The sequence below is a fragment of the Occallatibacter gabretensis genome, from assembly GCF_001449115.1.
GTDB classification, from domain to species: Bacteria; Acidobacteriota; Terriglobia; order Terriglobales; family Acidobacteriaceae; genus Telmatobacter; species Telmatobacter gabretensis.
The window spans coordinates 301,083-320,769 of record NZ_LAIJ01000007.1; the positions used below are offsets into that span (position 1 = coordinate 301,083).

A 19,687-nucleotide genomic window follows, 5' to 3' on the forward strand; every position below is an offset into this window, starting at 1 on the left:
CTGTGATTTATACGCATAACAATACAACAACGTCTTCATGTCGTCCGTCCCCGAAGGCGGCAGCTCAACTAAATACGCTTATCCATTACAGGAGAAATTGTGCGCGCCAAAAATCTTCCTATTTTTTTAGCCTGCCTCCGCGGTCCGAGTACCGAATCTTCTGTTGCCTATAGCCTTGCGCTGTCAGAGAGCCGACGATGGCTGGCGTTAATTCTGCTGGCGACGGGACTATGCGCCAGCACCCAGAAATTGTCTGCGCTACAGGCGCAGAAACCGAGCGTTGTAGAGCAAAACAGACTGGTTTCGCCCAGCGATGCGATCAAGGGCGCAGACTGGCTGAAGGCGCAGGGCGTGCAGACAGGGCTGGATCAACTGGATCTGGGCGTGGATAAGAAAGGACATCCGATCAAGTTCCAGGTGTCGACCGATGGCGCGGGCGTGCAGATCAAGCTGACTGGTTCGGGACTGGATATGGCGCTGGCCGGGGATAAGACCGGTGGCGGAATTATGGGGAAGCTTAAGAAGAAGGACGAGAGCGCAAAGGGAGCCAGTGGCCTCACGATAACAGATATCCTCGGCCCAAAATTTGCACCTTACGATCCTGAAAACAAAGGCAGCCGGGAAGAAAAAAGCGTAGGACACGAGTTGGACAAGGTTGGCAAAGTAAATGAGTGGCTAGGCGGAGGAAAAGACCATTACCTGAAGGGAACCAATCTCTATCCATCCGATGTGAGGACGATTGAGCAGAATGCCCCTGTCATTAAGCTGCTGGCGGAGGGCAAGCCTGACGAAGCCAATAAGCTCTTTTCCTCTCTGCATTCGAGCGCTGCGGATGCCGACCTTGGCACGAGCGATCCGGCGAATTTGGCTCTGATCCAGAAGGCGAATGCCACGATGGACAACCTGACGGCGCAGGAGCAGATGGGCGCGAAGACCCTGCACTTCAAGGCGGAGAGCGGCAATATCATCACGCATCTGGACGATCAACAGGCAACGAATCTCGATAAGGTTCTACAGAGCATGAACCAGGAGAAGCTTTTCGAGACGGGCAAGTTTACCTATGCAAAAGATTCAGCCGGTAAAGGCATTGTGACGATGGACAGCAGTATCACTTCCGGGGAGATTGACGCAGGAGCAGCGTCTTTTAAGGTTGCGATTGACACCGGGGATGTGAAAAAGGTGCAAGCATACCAGAAATACAAAGGGCTGAGCGATCTCAACGTGCCGAAACGGTGACCGTAGTGCATTCAATGCTGCAATAGTCGTTTCGTGCCGTTCTTTGCCCTTGCAGTCAAAAAGTGCGGGCCGGAACTCCTTGAAGTTCCGGCCCATCTTCGGCGGCGGTTGGCTTTCCTCCGCCTCGGCTTTAGAACTCAACCCGCAGTGCGAATTGTCCCGTGCGGTGGCCCGCATTCTTTGCAGTCTGCGCTGCTGTGAGGTTGCCAAACGAGCCGGGATTGCTAATGTTCGTTGCAGGATGCGCGAAGTTGGTATGGTTCAGCACGTTGGTAAACGTCGATTCGAAGCGTACATGCCAGTGCTCTCGGCTGACGAGAATCTTCGCGAGGCCACCATTGACTGCGATATGCCAGGAATCGGCGGTATCAAAACCTGTCGCCGTATCCGTCGAGTCTCTGCAAAGCAGCAGATCCTCATGCCGACAGTCCGCGACGATGAAGATGACAAGGTTGAGGCGTTGGAGGCCAGCGCCGACGATTACGTGACCAAGCCATTTCAATTCCGCGAATTGACCGCCAGAATACGCACCGCCATTCGCCGCTTCAGAGCTCCGGAAATACCTGCAGAAATGGCCATCTTCATTGGGTCCATCGAGCTTGATCCGGTTCGCAGGCGTGTTGAACGAAATGGATCCGAGGTGCACCTGACTGCGCGCGAGTTCAATGCGCTTCAGCTTTTGATGACACACGCCGCAGACCGGTTACCCATGCGCGACTGCTTCATGCGTTGCGTGGCCGGAGTTTGTCAACGATCATGCGTATGTGCGCGTTCTCATCGGCCAGCTGCGCAAGAAGATCGAAGATGATCCAGCCAACCCAGCGTACCTTCTCACCGACAGCTATATCGGGTACCGTTTTCGGGAGCCATGACGTAGTTTTGATCAATTGACTTGCAAAATCCACTAGACTTTCCCGGTTAAAAGTGAAACGATGCTCTCCCGTTCGTAACTATAGCGTAGGCGGCTGCTACTTTGGTCGGACTGAGCGAAGAACCGTCAAAGCAAAGAGCTGGCTTCGGCTCAGAGGCCGTGCATTCGAGGCCTTCGAATTCGCTTGATTCGTCGTCGAATGCCGTCCAGGCACCCTCCCTGAGTCTTCCCAAAGGCGGTGGCGCGATCCGAGGGATGGGAGAAAAATTCAGCGCCAATCCGGTTACTGGCACTGGATCTCTGAATATACCGATCTACACCAGCCCGGGTCGCTCTGGATTTCAGCCTCAACTCTCGCTCTCTTATGATTCTGGCTCGGGAAATGGTCCCTTCGGATTTGGATGGACATTGGCGTTGCCGGCTGTGGCACGCAAAACCGAGAAAGGCCTGCCACAATACGAGGACGCCGGGGAATCCGACATATTCATTTTGTCTGGAGCCGAGGACCTTATACCTTCCCTTGAGGAAGTTGGCGGGCAATGGGTGCGGGATATTGCACCAACCAGAACGCTTTATGGCAGCCAATATTCAATTCATAGTTATCGTCCCCGCGTAGAAGGGCTGTTTGCGCGAATTGAACGCTGGGTCAATCTGACAGATTCTCAAGACACGTTCTGGCGTTCTATTTCCCGTGACAACGTCACGACCTGGTACGGCAAAACACCTGAAAGCCGGATTGCAGACCCGGCAAATCCGGCCCATGTCTTCAAATGGCTTGCCTGCATGACCTATGACGATAAAGGGCATGCAATGGTATTTGAGTACAAGTCAGAAGACTCGAGCGCCATTGATTTCACGCAAGTAAACGAGCGCAACCGCACCGATATGGGCCGTTCTGCAAACCGTTATCTGAAACATGTCTTCTACGGTAATCTCACATCCTATTTTCCCGACCTGACAGCTGCCGCCGAAGTGCCGCTGCCAACCGACTGGTGTTTCGAACTTGTCTTCGACTACGGCGAGCACGATCTTCTGAATCCTGTTCCACAAGAGACAGGCACCCTTTGGACCCTCCGGCCCGATCCTTTTTCGACTTATAGATCGACGTTTGAAATTCGGACTTACCGGCTCTGTCGGCGAACGCTGATGTTTCATCATTTCCCGGCTGAGACGAACGTTGGACCCAACTGCTTGGTGCGTTCAACCGACCTTTCATATGCTCTCCCTCAGAATCTTCAGGATGCGAGCCAGCCATTCTATTCTTACCTGCTGTCTGCAACCCTAACCAGCTATAGCCGCAACGGCGCCGACGGATATTTTTCAAAATCACTGCCTCTTCTGGAACTTAAGTACACGCAGGCAACCGTAGATGAGACCGTACGGGAGATTGATCCCAGGAGTCGGGAAAACACGCCGTATGGAATTGAAAACATCCAGTACCGCTGGGTCGATCTGAATGGGGAAGGTTCAGCGGGCATCCTTACTGAGCAAGCTGGAAGCTGGTTTTACAAACCAAACCTGAGCCCTGCAAATTTGCAGACCATTAACGGCGAAGCGTGCACGCTTCCGCAGTTCGGACCTCTGGAGTTGGTTGCCAGACAACCCGCCGCGGCCAATCTCAATGGCGGGCGGCAACAACTGCTCAACCTTTCTGGTGACGGTCAGTTGGATCTGGTGGACTTTCAAGCTCCGATGCCCGGTTATTTCGAACGAACTGAAAATGCTGATTGGACGCCATTCGTCAGCTTTCAATCATTGCCGGTTTTGGACTGGCATAACCCTGAACTAAAATTTGTCGATCTTACCAGGGACGGCTTCGCAGATTTGCTGGTAAATGAAGGCGACGGTTTCTGGTGGTACAAATCGCTGGCGACACTGGGGTTTGCCACCGGGCAGCGTTCGCCACAGGCCCTGGACGAGGAGAAAGGTCCAAGGATCCTCTTCTCGGACGGCACGGAATCCATCTTTCTTGCCGACATTTCCGGCGATGGACTAACCGACATTGTTCGTGTTCGCAATGGAGATGTGTGTTACTGGCCCAACCTTGGCTATGGGAACTTCGGTCCCAAAGTCATCATGGATCATGCGCCACTTTTCGACCGTCCGGACCTGTTCGACGGGCAGCGTATTCATCTCGCGGACATCGATGGTTCAGGGACAGTCGACATTCTTTACTTCGCCGGCGGTTCAGTCCAGCTTTACTTTAACCAGTCTGGAAATGGCTGGGGAACGGCGCGAATACTAGGCCATTTCCCCACTGTGGATAGTCTCTCGTCTGCTGCAGTTTTTGATCTTCTGGGCAACGGAACAGCATGTCTGGTGTGGTCATCTCCACTTGCGGGTAATGCTCAAAGGCCTATGCGTTACATCGATTTGATGGGCGGCCAGAAGCCGCACCTATTGGTGCAAATTACAAATAACCTCGGCGCCGAAACGATGATTCAATATGCGCCGTCCACCAAATTCTATGTTGAGGACAAACTAGCCGGCACTCCATGGGTAACTCGCCTTCCCTTTCCAGTGCATGTTGTCGAACTCGTGCAGACCTATGACTGTGTAGGGCGCAATCTGCTGGTAACACGATATGCCTATCATCACGGCTTCTTCGATGGAGTCGAACGCGAGTTTCGTGGTTTTGGGCGTGTTGATCAATGGGACACCCAGGAATTCTCAGCCCTCGCAAATTCCGCTGATTTTCCTGAGTCCAATAACCTGGATACTGCCTTTAATGTGCCGTCAGTGTTAACGAAAACCTGGTTTCATACGGGTGCATATTTTCAATCGGCAAAGATCTCCAGTTGCTTCGAAAAGGAGTATTACGCGGAAGGAGATGTTTCCGGTGCAATCGCGGGTCTACCTGACTCGCAACTCCAGGCCATGCTCCTTGACGATACAGTTTTGCCCTCAACTATCTTGCTTCCCGATGGCACACATCGGCCCTACACCCTTTCGCCAGAGGAGCTTCGGGAAGCATGCCGCGCGCTGCGCGGATCGATTTTAAGGCAGGAGGTCTATGCACTCGATGACACCGAGATGGCGGATCGGCCGTACACCGCGTCGGAACGAAACTACATGATCGAGGTTGTCCAGCCTCGAGGCCCGAACCAGTTCGGCACGTTTTTCGCGCATCCGCGTGAAGCTATTGATTTTCAATACGAAAGAATACTTTACAGCGTTGTGGACAACACCATAACGACTCAGATCCCGCCGCCGTCCAACGCAATCGTTGCTGCTGATCCAAGAGTCACTCATGCAATGACGCTGAAAGTGGATCCATTCGGAAATGTTTTGCAGTCTGTCACCGTGGCCTATGGGCGTCGTTTTTCCGACCCGTCCACAGCTCTCACTGCAGAGGATCGCTCAAAACAATCCATTCTCTTGGCCACTTATTTAGACAACTCATATACCAACGCAATCATTGCGGATGACAGCTATCGCGTTCCACTGCCCGCCGAAGCAAACACTTATCAGCTCCTCCAGGTCCAACCGGAGAACACGCACCAGGGTTTGACTAGCATTTTTGGATTTACAAAAATGCAAGGCCTCATCCAGGCAGCAAGCGATGGAAACCATGACATTGCTTATGAAGATCTCAACCCTATGGGATTGAACCCCGGCGAACCTTACCGCCGAATTCTCGGGCAGGCACGCATCTTGTATCGGCCGGATGACCTCGGTGCATCTGCTGGTTCCCCGCAAGCTTTGTTGCCATTAGCCAAGCTCGAATCTATGGCCATTTCTGGCTGCAGCTACGAACTCGCTTTCACAGAGTCGCTCATCGCGCAGGTCTATGAGCGCGGCGGAACGCCTCTGCTGCCTACGCCGGTCACTGTGTTAGGCGAAATTGGCGCTGACGGTGGCGGATATGTGGACATGGACGGCAACGGTGATTGGTGGACACAATCCGGACGTGTTTACTATTCAGTCGCTCCAGGCATTCCGGATGAATTGCAGGAGGCTCGCAACAGCGGTTTTCTGCCGCGCCGTTTTGACGATCCCTTCGGTAACGCCGCTACAGTCGCATACGACAATTACGGATTGCTGCCCATTCAGACAGCCGATGCCATAGGCAACACCACGATTGCCGTCAATGACTACCGCGTTCTGCAGCCTTTATTGCTCACCGACGCCAATGGGAACTGCGTAGCCGCCAGCTTTGACATTCTTGGCATGGTGGCCGGCACCGCAGTGATGAGCAAGGCCTCTAATAGTCCTGTGCTCGGGGATTCACTCAACAACTTCATCCCGGATTTGACCGACGATCAAGTTAACGATTTTTTTGCAGCTGACGATCCACATTCCATCGCAAACGATCTTCTGGGAACGGCTACTACTCGCATCCTTTACGATCTAAACCGATTCCAGAACTCGCAGGCTGCAGCACCAACAGACCCAACCCAATGGCAGCCCATCTTTGCGGCCACTTTAGCTCGCGAGACGCACGTCAGCGATCTGGCAACGGACGAGGCGACCAAGATCCAGATCACTTTCAGCTATTCCGATGGCTTAGGGCGCGAAATTCAGAACAAAGTCCAGGCGGAGCCAGGTCCCGTGGTTGATCAAGGTCCTGTTGTCGACCCGCGTTGGGTAGGCAACGGATGGGTCATCTTCAACAACAAGGGTAAGCCTGTTCGTCAGTACGAACCTTTTTTCAGCCAACTTGCGAAAGGGCATCAATTTGAATTTGGTGTGCAGGTGGGTGTAAGTTCCACACTCTTTTATGACCCGGTTGAAAGGGTTGTGGCAACTCTTCATCCCAACCAGACCTACGAGAAGGTGGTCTTCGATCCATGGCATTCGCAGAGTTGGGATGTGAACGATACAATCCTGCAGGCAAACCCCGCTGAGGATGCCGATATTGGAGACTTCTTCCAGACGCTGCCAGAGAGTGATTATCTGCCGACTTGGTATGCTCTGCGCACCGATCCCGCATATGCAAGCCAGTCCGCCCAACTCTGGCCCGATCCAGTCATTCTGGCTAAAGAGGTAGAGGCCGCAGGAAAGGCCGCCGCACACGCAGGCACTCCTTCTATTGCGTATTTCGACGTTCTCAGGCGATCATTTCTGACCATTGCGGACAATGGCGGAGAGCAGAAATACGCAACCCGCGTGAAACTGGATGTTCAGGACCTTCAACGGTCAGTGACGGATGCGCTCGGTCGCAAAGTCATGGAATACGACTATGACATGCTCGGCAACCGAATTCATCAATCGAGCATGGAAGCTGGCGAGCGTTGGACCCTCAATGACGTTACAGGCAAGCTGATCCACGCCTGGGATACGCGTGGACACAACTTCAGAACAACGTATGATACTTTGCGCCGTCCGTTGGGTTCGTTTGTCCTTGGAATTGACGCTGTCAACTCGGATGCGCGAACAACAGCAGCGGAAGTTCAGATACAGAAAACCGTGTACGGTGAAGGACTCTCGCCCGCGCTCAATCTCAACACCCGCGTGTATCAGGTCTACGATACCGCCGGCGTGGTAACCAGCGCCGCGATCAATCCAACAACTGGAGAGCAGGAGGCCTACGACTTCAAGGGAAACATGCTGCGCTGCAGCCGCCAGTTCGTCGATGATTACAGGGCCCTCCCTGATTGGTCATCTACGACCGCACCGGTACTGGTGGAGAAAGTTTTTGCCAGCGGCACGCAATATGACGCTCTCAACCGCCCCCTGGCGGGCACCACGCCGGACGGGAGTGTCGTCCGCGCAACCTACAACGAAGCGAACCTGCTTGAAACAGTGAGCGTCAATTTGCAGGGCGCAGCAAGCTCGACACCCTTCGTTACGAATATCGATTACGACGCCAAAGGACAGCGAACCCTGATCAATTATGGCAACGGTGCTGCGACAAGCTACGCCTATGATCAGACGACTTTCCATCTGACTCGCCTCACCACTACCCGCCCCACATTTCCCATTAATCAGCAGGTTGTGCAGGACCTTCAATATGTTTATGACCCCGCCGGAAACATTACGCACATTCAGGACGACGCAGATATCCAGAATGCCGTTTTCTTCAGCAACCAGCGCGTGGCGCCGAGCAGCGACTATACGTATGACGCCATCTATCGGCTAATACAGGCTAGTGGACGCGAGCAGCTTGGGCTGGATAACAATGGCAAGCAGCTGGCGGCGACACCTGGGTCTTACAATGACATTCCTCGCGCCGGCTTGCTCAATCCGAGTGACGGCAACGCGATGGGAACTTATACGGAGCAATACAACTACGATCCGGTTGGCAACTTCCTTCAGTTCATTCATAAGAGCAGCAGCGCGAGTAGCCCCGGATGGACGCGCTCTTATAGCTACAACGAAGCCAGCCTGCTCGAACCTGCAAACATGAGCAATCGGCTGAGCACCACCGGCTTTGGTGAACAGCCACCGAGCGAGACCTATGGGTATGACCTTCATGGAAACATGATCGACATGCCGCAACTGCAGCTAATGCAATGGGACTTCAAGGACGCTCTATACATGTCGCAGCGGCAGGCTGTGAACTCGACTGATGCCGACGGCATCGCGCATCAGGGCGAGCGGACATACTACGTGTACGAGGGTAGCGGTCAGCGTATTCGGAAGGTGACGGAGTCGGCTGCGCAGCTCAAGAAGAACGAAAGATTCTACCTCGGCGGTTTTGAGGTCTATCGCGAGTACTCGCTAAGTGCAGTCACCCTGGAACGAGAAACCTTGCATGTCATGGATGACAAACAACGCATCGCTCTGGTGGAGACACGAACGCAAGGGACGGATGGCTTAGCAGAACAGCTTGTCCGCTATCAATTCGGCAATCACCTCGGTTCTGCTTCTCTTGAACTGGACGACTATGCGAATGTGATCACGTATGAAGAGTACTGCCCCTACGGCAATACTTCGTATCAGGCAGGACGCAGCGCAGTAGAAGTAGCCCTGAAACGCTACCGCTACACCGGAATGGAGCGAGATGAAGAAACGGGACTTAACTATCACGGGGTACGGTACTACGCTTCGTGGTTGGGAAGGTGGACATCGAGTGATCCGATAGGAATAGGTGATGGCGTTGACATGTACGCCTATGCGCGAAACTGTCCTGTCTTGTTGACTGATTTAGGTGGGACTGATTCGCGCAAGCTTCCGCCAATCTCTCCAGGCGAATTCGAGTCAGATGTCGAAGTTGTTCACCGCTATGGGGTACACTCGCGCTACGCCGATAGAGAGAGTATTCGGACCCTTATAGATCTCGGATTCGCTCAGAATACCAAGGATCATTCTATTTTCTCTCATGACAATAACACCCCAGCAAAGGCCAATCTAGCTGACATATTCGACATAGGGGCAGCGGCCTATGCTACGCGCTACAACCTGAATCAGAGATTTTTATTTGCCGCTCTGCGTGGAAACCAAGCTTTTGAGAATGCCAACGACAGCCACATTTACCAGGACGACGACGGCAAGAATCGGACTGGCAAGGATTCGCGGGAAAACAAAGTCATCCGAGAAAACGACAGACTTTTCGCGATCCCGGTAGCGTTGGATTTGCCCGGCCTATTAGGTGAAGGCACAGCAGGAGGTGGGGGCGGGGGTGGCGATACGGGTCCTGTGGAATTCGCCTGGGGAGCGCCACTCGAACCGCCTCCAGCGGAAGGCGGAGGCGCCAGAGAGGGGAATAATGCAGCGGGGCAGATTCGCGAAGAGTATTCAGGAACACCATTGGGAAAAAACACGGAGTATGTGGAGGATTTAAGCCATGTAAGCGGTCAGACTGCATTCGTTCGGAACGCTTTGATACGCCATGTGCTAGCGAATGATCTGCCAGGTTTTGAACTGCCATTTATCCCCAAATACAATCCGTTTTTAAAACCTTTGGGGGTCGCCAAGGAGGGTCTAGGAAGTCAACTCGGAAAACTGGCTTTCGCTAGCCGGCGGCAAATAGCAGACACAATCGTCCATGAAACGCTTCACCACTTCTGGTGGTCACGTGGCCTGACGGACCATCATAACGTGGCAACGGACGCTTTATTCCATGAAGAAGTAGGGCAAATTCTAGATCATTATGGAATACCAAGGAGCAGCTATCGATAATTGTGAGTCGCCCATTGCTACGACCGCAGACAAAGCAAAGATGTATACGACCAACGGTTTGTGGCGAGCGCTACGAACATTTCTTTCAATCACATCTCGTAGCGAATCATCACTGTCGCTCTCGACTCGCTCGCAACGGTGACCTTAAGTATCAAGAAGGAAAACGCTGATGACTAACCCGTTACTAACACCAGGCACTATGGGCCATATCGTAGCGCACCTCCACGCGCTATTGCAGCAGCTCGGTTTCCATATCCCTGCCACTGACATAGAGCAAAAAACATACGGCCCGGCGACACAAGAGGCAGTGCAAAAGCTTCAGTTACAGCATGGTCTACAGGTAACTGGTGTGGTCGATTTTGAGACTGCGAATAAGTTGGCAACTCTCACCAATTCCCCCTCTTTGCTGCTTTCGCGTATCTACATGCCAGGGGATCAAAGCGAGCCCAATGCCATGGTGCGAGGCAGGCTTGTAGATCAAGACGGCGAGCCCATCGTCGGCGCGAAAGTCGCACTGTTTGCAAAGAGTGTCCGGAATGAGACGCAACTTGGCGAAGCCACAACGGGAGATCAGGGCGACTATTTGTTCACTTACCTTCGGCCGAATGCCTTCAACCTGGTAGTGCGGGCCTACGGTGCGTCCGGGAATATCATCGCGCAGTCCACTACCGTCTTCACGGCAGCAGCGGAAGTCGATATCGACATCACTACCGCTGCAAGCGGAGTCATAAAGACGCAGTCCACATTTACAAGTATCTCAAAAGCCACCGCTGCGAATCTGCAAGCTACGCCGCTCACCGACCTCAGGGAAAACAAAGATACGCACGAACTCCAGTTTTTGGCAAACGCCACGGGCATCCCTTTCAATCACATCTCCCATCGATTCATTGCTGCCGCCCTCAGCACCAGGAGCGGCATCCAGGAGGAAACCCTGTTCGGCATTTTCTCGCAGAGCCTCCCGCCGGCCCTCGGCTCTGCCCTTACGAGCCTTCCGGACGCCGGCATCAACAGTGCGTTTGCCGCGCAGGTCCTCAGCGGTGTACTAGCGCACTCCAGAGACGCACTGAGCAGAGCGCTCACTGCCGCAGTAAGCTCAAATTTTCTTCCGGCGTCATACACATCCTCGCAAGATTCTGAGCTCAATCTTCTGGATGCATTGCGAGTGCAAAGCGTGGGAAATTCTCCCTACCGCCACGGGAAGACATCTTTGAATGACTTGCTTGCTGCAGGAGGTATAACCGACACGCTGAAGACCGCGTTTGTTCAAGCCTACGCCGATAATAATCGTCATATAAAGTCGACCTGGACAAGTCTTCGCACGAAGAAAGATCTTGTCGCAGAGGATCTCGCAACACTGGAAACAACGCTGAATGTTGGTGCACTCCTCTCCGGGCATCTTCCACTTGTGAAGGATACGCTTACGCGTCTCTCGCAGAAGACTCTCACCAGTGTGCAGCACCTCGCTCTCCTCGATGAAGATGACTGGACGGCCCGTCTCACGGCAGTCGATCCGCAGGCGACCTCCATTCCGAAGCTGTTTCCAAACAATTCACCTCAGCTGAAGATCTCGTACTATGCGAAGAAACTTACTACCCGCTTCGCCAACAAATATCCAACCACGGCATTTGGCGGTCGCATGTCCAAGGCGAAAACGTCTTCGTTCGCAAAAACTAAAGACGAGCTGGTTCCGTTCTTCGTGTCGAATCCCGCTTTTTCCTTTGAGAAGACGAATGTGGATCACTTTGTTGCTGCTAACAAGATCACAATTTCTGCAGACGCGCTGGTTGATTTGAAAACAGCCTATCGGCTGGCTAGAGTTACGAAAACTTATGAATCGATTGAGGCATTAAGAAATGCAGGTCTGGACTCAGCACAGAAAGTTTATTTTATGGGCCGGGGCCCATTCATTGCCCAAATGAGTAATGCTCTCGGCAGCGCATCAGCAGCCAAGATGGCCTATGCGCGTGCGCAAATGATCTATGCCACAGCGATGGCCACATACGGGCGTTACAACCTGGCACTGAATGGAACCTCAATCGCAACTCTTGCCATGGCGACTCCGGATCCTGCGCTTCTTACAAATCTTCCTGATCTGCAGGCGCTCTTCGGTTCCCAGGATTCCTTTCAATGCTCAGACTGCCAATCTGTTTCAAGCCCGGCCGCCTATCTGGTGGACCTGTTGCAATACCTGGCCCAGTTCGGGCCCGGCGGTAACGAAGTTACGAACGCCCGCGATGCGCTTTTCCTGCGGCGTCCTGATATTCAATACACCGCGCTGAGTTGTAATAACACGAACATCACTCTGCCCTACATTGATTTAGTCAATGAAGTCCTGGAAGCCGCAATAGCGCCTCCAGCAACTCCAGTGACAGTCATCGATACGACTGGGACGTCCGACGAACGGCGCGCGTTGCCTCAGCAGACCTCGCAGGCTGCGTATGCACTGACTGCAACCGCTGTGTTTCCTCTTGGTCTTCCATTTGACCTTCCGTTCGCACGCACCACGGCTTATGTGGCCGCTCTGGGTACAACCCGTACCGCACTCTTGACTCTGTTTGCGGCCAATCCTCCCGCGCCCGACCAGGCGGCTATCATCGCGGGCGCTAGCCTTGGAATCAACCCTGAGATGCAGGCGGTGATTACCGGTACAGATACACACAACGCGTGGGATCGCTGGGGGCTGGCACAGAACCCGATGCCTACTACCGACTGGGTCGCAACCCTATCGAATGTTCCTGCGCTTCTCAACCAGACTAACTTGACTCTTCAGCAGCTTTATCAGCTCTTGGAGGTGATCTGGGTTACCCAGTCTGGCGTTACGCTGCAGGCCGGAACTACGGCATCTGGATCTATACAGATTTTGAGTGCAGACACTAACCTGATGGTTTTTACCGGTCTAACAGCGGACGTGCTTGACCGTGCCAACCGCTTTCTGCGGTTATGGACAGCGACGGGCCTGCAGATGTGGGAGTTGGATTGGGCTTTAGAGGCTGTACCTGGCACCCTGATGTGCAATCCGTTCTTGAGTTTTCTGTCCGGAGCGATAGCTGTTCAAAGCAAGCTCAATCTTCCCTTTCAGGAAGTGCTGAGTTTCTGGACACCGCTGGAAACACGCGATGTCACCAGTCACCTCAGTGATGAAGACGCGGTTGTTCCGTCCACTTACACCGAAGTGTTTCGCAATGCCGCTGTCCTATTGAATTGGAGTGGGGTATTTGTATCAGTCAATCAGAGCGCGATCACCGCTAGCTCGGCCGGGACGAACATCCTCACGGCGTTGCCCCATGGATATCAATCCGGAATGCAGGTGTCCGTTGTCGGAACATCCGGAGGCATATCTGTTAATGGTACGTTCACCATCACCGTCACTGGACCTGTTTCCTTCACGTTGAGCGGCTTTACCGGGACAGGTACCTGGATCGGCGGCGGGATTGTAACGGGACTACTCTCCGGCAATCCAATCAATCCATCGACCCCCGGTACGTCCACGCCTGAGCAGATCGCCATCAGCGCTGCGCTCGCCCTGAGTGGGAGCGATATCTCTGCAATATTGGCGTTCAGCGGTGCGACAAACAGCCTCTCGCTAACTACACTCAATGTACTTTTGCAGTATCAGCGGCTGGCGGTGTCACTCTCGCTGCAAATTTCAGACCTGATTCTGTGGATTCAGTTAACTGACTGCAAACCTTTTGGGATCGACTATACACCCTTAGATACGCTCGAATTTCTCCGCCGTTACGCTGTGCTCCAGGGTACCGGTGCAACTGCGGTTGACCTGGACTATCTGCTTCGCAATCAATCCACAGACGTAAGTTCGCTGGCATTTACATTTGCTCAAAACACAGCGGTTCTACAGACGATGCGTGACGCGCTGGCCAAGCTTCCAGAGAACGGCTCCGTCCTCATCACTGGAGCGTCGAACACATCGCCCATCACGATCACCACTGCGTCGCCTACCGGCCTGCAAAACCTGGACTTAGTAACCGTCACCGGGATGCTTGGAAACACCTCAGCAAACGGCCAATTTACGATTGCCGTCGTGGATTCGACATCCTTCACGTTGAATGGCTCGAAAGGAAATGGCGATTGGACCCAGGGTGGTACAGCTCAATTCTTCGACGGGGGTCTGGATCCAACAATACCTCAGGCAATTTTTGTCAACACATTGACCACAGCGCATGGTACGACCGCAAATGTTGTCAATGCTCTTATTCCGATGGGTTGGGTTCCGCTCGACCGGGAAGTGATAGCCGCTTTGGTAGCCCAGACGTCCGGGGTTGATCTCACGAAATTTCCCACCCTCAGTTATCTCTTGCCGGAGATAGCGAGCGGTGTGGCACTTTTCAACCTGCTCGGAACATCCGCGACAGACTTCACGTTCTTGATGCAAAACGGCGGAACGTTCAATTGTTTTAATCTGAACGACATTCCGGTTTCTCCGGTCACAACAAGCCTATTCAGTCGTTTTGAATCACTTTTACAAGCCATAAAGCTGAATAAGCGCCAGCCGGCTCGCGCGCCGCGTCTGTTCGACATTCTCAAGTTATGGCTTTATCCCAACTCACTTCCAATTGATCGGCAGAATGCAATAATGGGGCCGTCCGGCCTGGCTGTGGGTCTCAATGCCAATGCGCAGGATGTTCTTACAATAGCAACGCAACTTGACGCCGCACCACCGGCACTGACAACCCCGCTGCTCCCTAGTTCAACCATGCTGCCAGGTTCGCTGGGCGACATTGCAACACTCGCATCGATCGCGAATGCCCTCGATTTGGCCGCTCGTTATCGTATGGATGGTGCAACGCTCACACAACTTTCGGCGACCGCCGCGACAGCGGATACAGCTACTAAGGCCATGACAACCTTGCAGGCGCAATACTCACAGAGCGCCTGGTTTGGTGCAATCCAGCCGGTTGAAGATGTGCTGCGCAAGAATCGTCGCGATGCGCTTGTTGCATATCTTCTTGGTCAGGCGCCGACACAGTCCGCGCCTCAAATGCAAACCGCGGACGATATCTTCGACTACTACCTGATCGATCCGGAGATGAATCCATGTGCGCTGACAACTCGTCTTCTTGAGCCCTCGCTGGCAATCCAGCAGTTTGTGCAGCAGTGCTTTCTCAATCTTAATTTTTCCGGCATCAGCATCGACATGACCAACTCACACTGGAAAGAGTGGCCCTGGAGGCAGCAATACCGTTTGTGGCAGGCAAATCGTGAGGTCTTTCTATATCCGGAGAACTATGTCCTGCCTGAAACGCGCACCGATGCATCGCCATTCTTTTCTGATCTGGAAAATGATCTGCGTCAAGGCAATGCCGATGCGGACGCCGCTGAGTCTGCGATTGAAAACTACTTGAGGAAGCTCGTAAGCGTTGCACGTCTGCAGGTATCGGCCTCTTTTGAAGAAACGCAGCCGGACGGGACAATCGTCTTGTACGTTTTCGCACACACCAGCAAGACTCCGCCGGACTGGTTCTGGCGAACGCGCACCACGCGGCCCGGTACTACGACCATGCCGGTGTCAAAGAGCTGGAGCGCATGGCAGCCGCTCAACCTCGACATCGCTTCTCAGCACGTTATTCCGGTGATCTGGGACCGGCACCTATGGCTGATATGGGCTGTATTCAAACAAATATCGCAACAGACCCAGGATTCTCAGCTCACGCCGCCGGCGGCCGGTGGTGTGGCAGCAGCCTCTGTTCCGCTGCCGGTCTGGACGATCGAGTTTGCGATGAGCGAATTGAGCGCTGGACAATGGCAGGTAAAGCGAACCCTTGAACAGAAAGCGTTTCTTCCTGGCCGTTGGCTTACCACTCAAACATCTCCACTCACGTTCACGTTTGGAGCTGGGCAAGATGCAACCGGAGCTGGTCTTAGCATTCAGGCTTACGAAAACTTTCCAATATCAACTGCTGCCCCTGGACAAATTTATGCCGTGGGTACCCTTCCGACACCGGAAGCGCCCTTATCGATTGAGGAAATGGTCCTGATCAAAATCTTATTGGACCCCATCGATCCAGTGCAGGAGCCCACTTATTCCTTACTAGCATGGGGAATTACTCCGGGAACGCTTACCGTACCCACTTCCTATATCTGGTCAGGGCAGGATCTTATTCCTTACACAATCAATAGCTCCGACAACAGCACAAGTTTCGTAGGTCCGCTCAGAGTCACAGCCGGGAACGGGGGCAACGGCCAGCCGGTCAGCGTTCCTCTATTCGGAACTGCAACCAGCCATCGGATTGTCGCTAACCAGAAAGGAGGAACCGTCGACACCACCGATCCAATGTTCTTCGTGGATCCGTCGCGTACTTACCTTTTCCAGCAACTTGAATTCAGCGACGCGGAGGGCAGCCGAGGCTATGCCGTTCTTGACACCAGCTATACTTTTGAAACCTTTTATCATCCCTACGCGCGAATCTTTCTACGGGAGCTCGAGGTCGGGGGCGTTCCGCAACTCATGTCGCGCAACCTGCAGTTGAATCCGCAAACCGTGGCAGGCTGGACGCCCCCATTCGACTTCAGTTCCTATGCTCCCTCCACCTGGGTTGCACCACCGTTCCCTGGCATCGCGAATCCGCTCGATCCAGGCGAGAGCGCGTTGGACTTTTCGGTGGGATCGTACGGTGCATACTCCCTCTACAACTGGGAGGTGTTTTACCACATTCCAATGTTTGTGGCATCACTCCTGATGCAGAATCAGCAATACCAGGACGCGATGACATGGCTCGAATATATATTCAATCCGACCGACTCAACCGCGTCTTTCCCTTCGCCTCAGCGCTTCTGGGAAACCGCGCCCTTCAATGTCATGCAATCTGCGGATTGGCTTAATCAGCAAATTCAAAACATCCTCACTACGGGTATTGACAGTACCGCAACCAGCTTGGCAATAGCCGATTGGATACAGAATCCCTTCGACCCACACAGCGTAGCGAGCCTTCGCATATCAGCATACGCAAAAGCCACGGTCATGAAGTTTCTTGATCTACTGATCGCCTGGGGCGATTCATATTACAACCAGTACACAGCAGAGATGGTCAATCAGGCAGAGCAGCTATATATCCTCGCCGACCTTATTCTTGGTCCAACCCCGCAGATGCTGAGGCTTCCGAATTCGACACAAAGCGGTGCTCCGGCGGCAACCTACGCGTCTTCTGTCCAAAGCCTCGATCTATTCTCAAATACGCTTGTGGCTATAGAGAATCTGATTGTCGCCCCGGAACCTCCGCAGTCGTTCATTGACGGAACCGCAACCACACCATCGCTTCCTCTTCTTGTCGGCTCAGCCGAAACGCCTTTGTTCTGCATTCCGCCAAACGATCAGCTTCTCGCTTACTGGGACACCGTTTCTCAACGTCTCGACAATATCCGTAACTGCCGGAACATTCTAGGAATAGTACAGCCGCTGCCTCTATACGCGCCGTCGTTAAATCCATTACAACTCATAGAAGCACAAGCCAGTGGTGGCAATATCTCCAGTGCTATGCAAACTGCGCCAATCTACCGTTTTGCCGTCTATCTGGAGAAAGCGATTGAATTGACGAATGATGTTCGCGCATACGGATCGCAAATTCTATCGGCTCTTGAAAAGCAGGATGCGGAGAATCTTTCCGTATTGCGAGCCAGCCAGGAGCTGGATATTCAGACACGTTTGCTGGATGTCAAGACGTTGCAGGTAACCGAGGCGCAAGACCAGATAGCCGCGCTCAACAATCAGCAGGCCATCGTTCAGCTACGATTCAACTTCTACTCAAACATCGCTTATATGAATGTGTGGGAGCTTGCTGCGCTTGAACTCCAAGCAGAAGCGCTGATTGCAAACGGCGCAGCAATTATTCTGGATACGAGCTCCGCCTTGGAATCCCTTACTCCTACGACTACGGTGGGAGTTTCGGGCTGGGGAGGCACCCCGACTGTGACGGTGACTTATGGCGGGGAAAACGTTGCACGGGCCTCATCTTCATCCGCCAGCGTCAGCAGGGGTTTGGCAGGAATTCTGAGCGAAGGCGGCAACATGGCAGCGACCCTTGGAAACTACCAGAGGCGCCAGGATGAATGGACCCTCCAGGCAAATCTCGCCAGCGCTGAATTGACGCAGATTGGCAGCCAGATTGCGGCGGCAACAGATCGCCTTAACATTGCCACCAAAGAGCTTTCCATCCAGCAGGCGCAAATCTCCAATGCTCAGACAGTCAGCAATTTCCTGACGAATAAATATACAAACGCCCAACTCTACAACTGGATGCTCACACAGCTTACGACGGTGTACATGCAGGCGTATCAGTTGGCGCTCTCATTGTCTCAACAGGCGCAGAATGCATATCAATACGAGCTCGGTAGCACTGACACCTTTATCCAATCGGGATATTGGGACAGTCAGCACAAAGGATTAACCGCGGGAGAAAGCCTCGTCTTCGATCTACGACGCATGGAGTCGCAATATCTGGCCGGAAACATTCGCGAACTCGAGCTGACCAAGCATATCTCCCTTGCGCTGATGTCTCCGATATCCCTGGTGATGCTGCGCGAAACCGGACAATGTCAGATTCCCTTGGACGAAATTATCTTCGACAGCGATTATCCCGGCCAGTATTTTAGAAGGCTTCGATCCGTCAGCCTCACGATACCGTGTGTAACTGGACCTTACACTGGCGTCAACGCTACGCTGACTCTAACCAATGCCACGATCCGAACTCAGCCTCCGGCGCCCAGCTATCAACCACAGAGTGCCATGTCGGCACCCGCTGTGATTGGGACTTCTGCGACGACGATTGCCACAAGCAGCGGACAAAATGATGCCGGACTTTTCGAGATTAATCTTCGAGATGAGAGATGGCTCCCGTTTGAAGGTCAGGGCGCTATCAGCATGTGGAATCTAGTCCTCGATCCGAGGGACAATAATTTCGATTTCTCGACGATCACCGACGTTGTCCTTCACATTCGCTATACAGCGCGCGGAGGAGGTAACCAAAATGCCGCCAATATCGTTCGCGCAGCCATCAAGTCCAAGATCGAGACTTCCCGCTCCATTTTGGTCAGCGTGCGAAGCACCTTTGGGAACGCTTTTTACTCTTTTTTCAACCCATCAGCGACTCCCGCATCTGCGCAGACTCTCACCCTGCCGATGACAAATATCTTGTTCCCCTATTCAAATCTAGGAAGCGGAGGCGTAAGTATGGCAAGTGTATCTTTCTATTTCGTACTGCCTGCTGTCCCCTCCGTCGAAATCAGCATGACAACAACGTTTGGTGTCACAGGCGCAACATCCGCGCGACTCTCTCTCACAATCGACACCGCCAGCGCCTCCGCGGCCCTCGATCCGGGTAACCGTGTTGCCGCTTTAGCCGGTTCAGCCTTGCTACCGTCTCCACTCACAACTCCGCAATCTTTTGACTTGACCGTGGCTTTCGCAAATGTGCCGCCGGAGCTAGCTTCAGCAGTCAATGGTTTGCTCGATCCGGGCAAAATTGAGGATATCTTGCTCGTCATTAACTATTCGATTGATTGAGC

5 protein-coding genes and 1 pseudogene are annotated in these 19,687 nt (G+C 53.3%); 5 read left to right on the plus strand and 1 reads right to left on the minus strand.

Features of this window, described 5'->3' with window-relative positions; all coding sequences use genetic code 11:
* The first annotated feature begins 99 nt into the window (after positions 1-99).
* A complete protein-coding gene (locus VO84_RS06000) occupies positions 100-1,236 on the plus strand; it encodes a hypothetical protein (RefSeq protein WP_058186415.1) in 1,137 nt (378 codons plus the stop codon).
* A gap of 130 nt (positions 1,237-1,366) precedes the next feature.
* Here the strand turns inward: VO84_RS06000 and VO84_RS23425 are convergent, their stop codons facing one another.
* The gene (locus VO84_RS23425; RefSeq protein WP_456243279.1) at positions 1,367-1,681 is read right to left on the minus strand and encodes an outer membrane beta-barrel protein; all 315 of its coding nucleotides are present in this window, start codon (positions 1,679-1,681) and stop codon (positions 1,367-1,369) included.
* Between VO84_RS23425 and VO84_RS23275 the strand changes: the two genes are divergently transcribed.
* The 4 genes and pseudogenes from VO84_RS23275 (at position 1,586) to VO84_RS06020 (ending at position 19,685) form a co-directional block, all read left to right on the plus strand.
* Entirely contained in the window at positions 1,586-2,044 is a 459-nt protein-coding gene (locus VO84_RS23275) for a response regulator transcription factor (protein WP_197413918.1), read from the plus strand. The two genes, VO84_RS23425 and VO84_RS23275, sit on opposite strands and share 96 nt — an antisense overlap.
* Positions 1,989-2,108: pseudogene (locus tag VO84_RS23280) on the plus strand (winged helix-turn-helix domain-containing protein); the annotation flags it as partial. The gene VO84_RS23275 and the pseudogene VO84_RS23280, both read left to right, overlap by 56 nt.
* 254 nt (positions 2,109-2,362) lie before the next feature.
* Entirely contained in the window at positions 2,363-10,171 is a 7,809-nt protein-coding gene (locus VO84_RS06015; RefSeq protein ID WP_058186421.1) for a SpvB/TcaC N-terminal domain-containing protein, read from the plus strand.
* Positions 10,172-10,340: 169 nt separating this feature from the next.
* A complete protein-coding gene (locus VO84_RS06020) occupies positions 10,341-19,685 on the plus strand; it encodes a Tc toxin subunit A-related protein (protein ID WP_082661759.1) in 9,345 nt (3,114 codons plus the stop codon).
* Positions 19,686-19,687: the final 2 nt, after the last annotated feature.

Bases quoted from the DNA above. Each gene is read 5' to 3' on its own strand.
- VO84_RS06020 (WP_082661759.1), top strand. From the start codon at position 10,341: ATGACTAACCCGTTACTAACACCAGGCACTATGGGCCATATCGTAGCG.
- VO84_RS06015 (WP_058186421.1), top strand. From the start codon at position 2,363: ATGGGAGAAAAATTCAGCGCCAATCCGGTTACTGGCACTGGATCTCTG.
- VO84_RS23275 (WP_197413918.1), top strand. From the start codon at position 1,586: ATGCCAGGAATCGGCGGTATCAAAACCTGTCGCCGTATCCGTCGAGTC.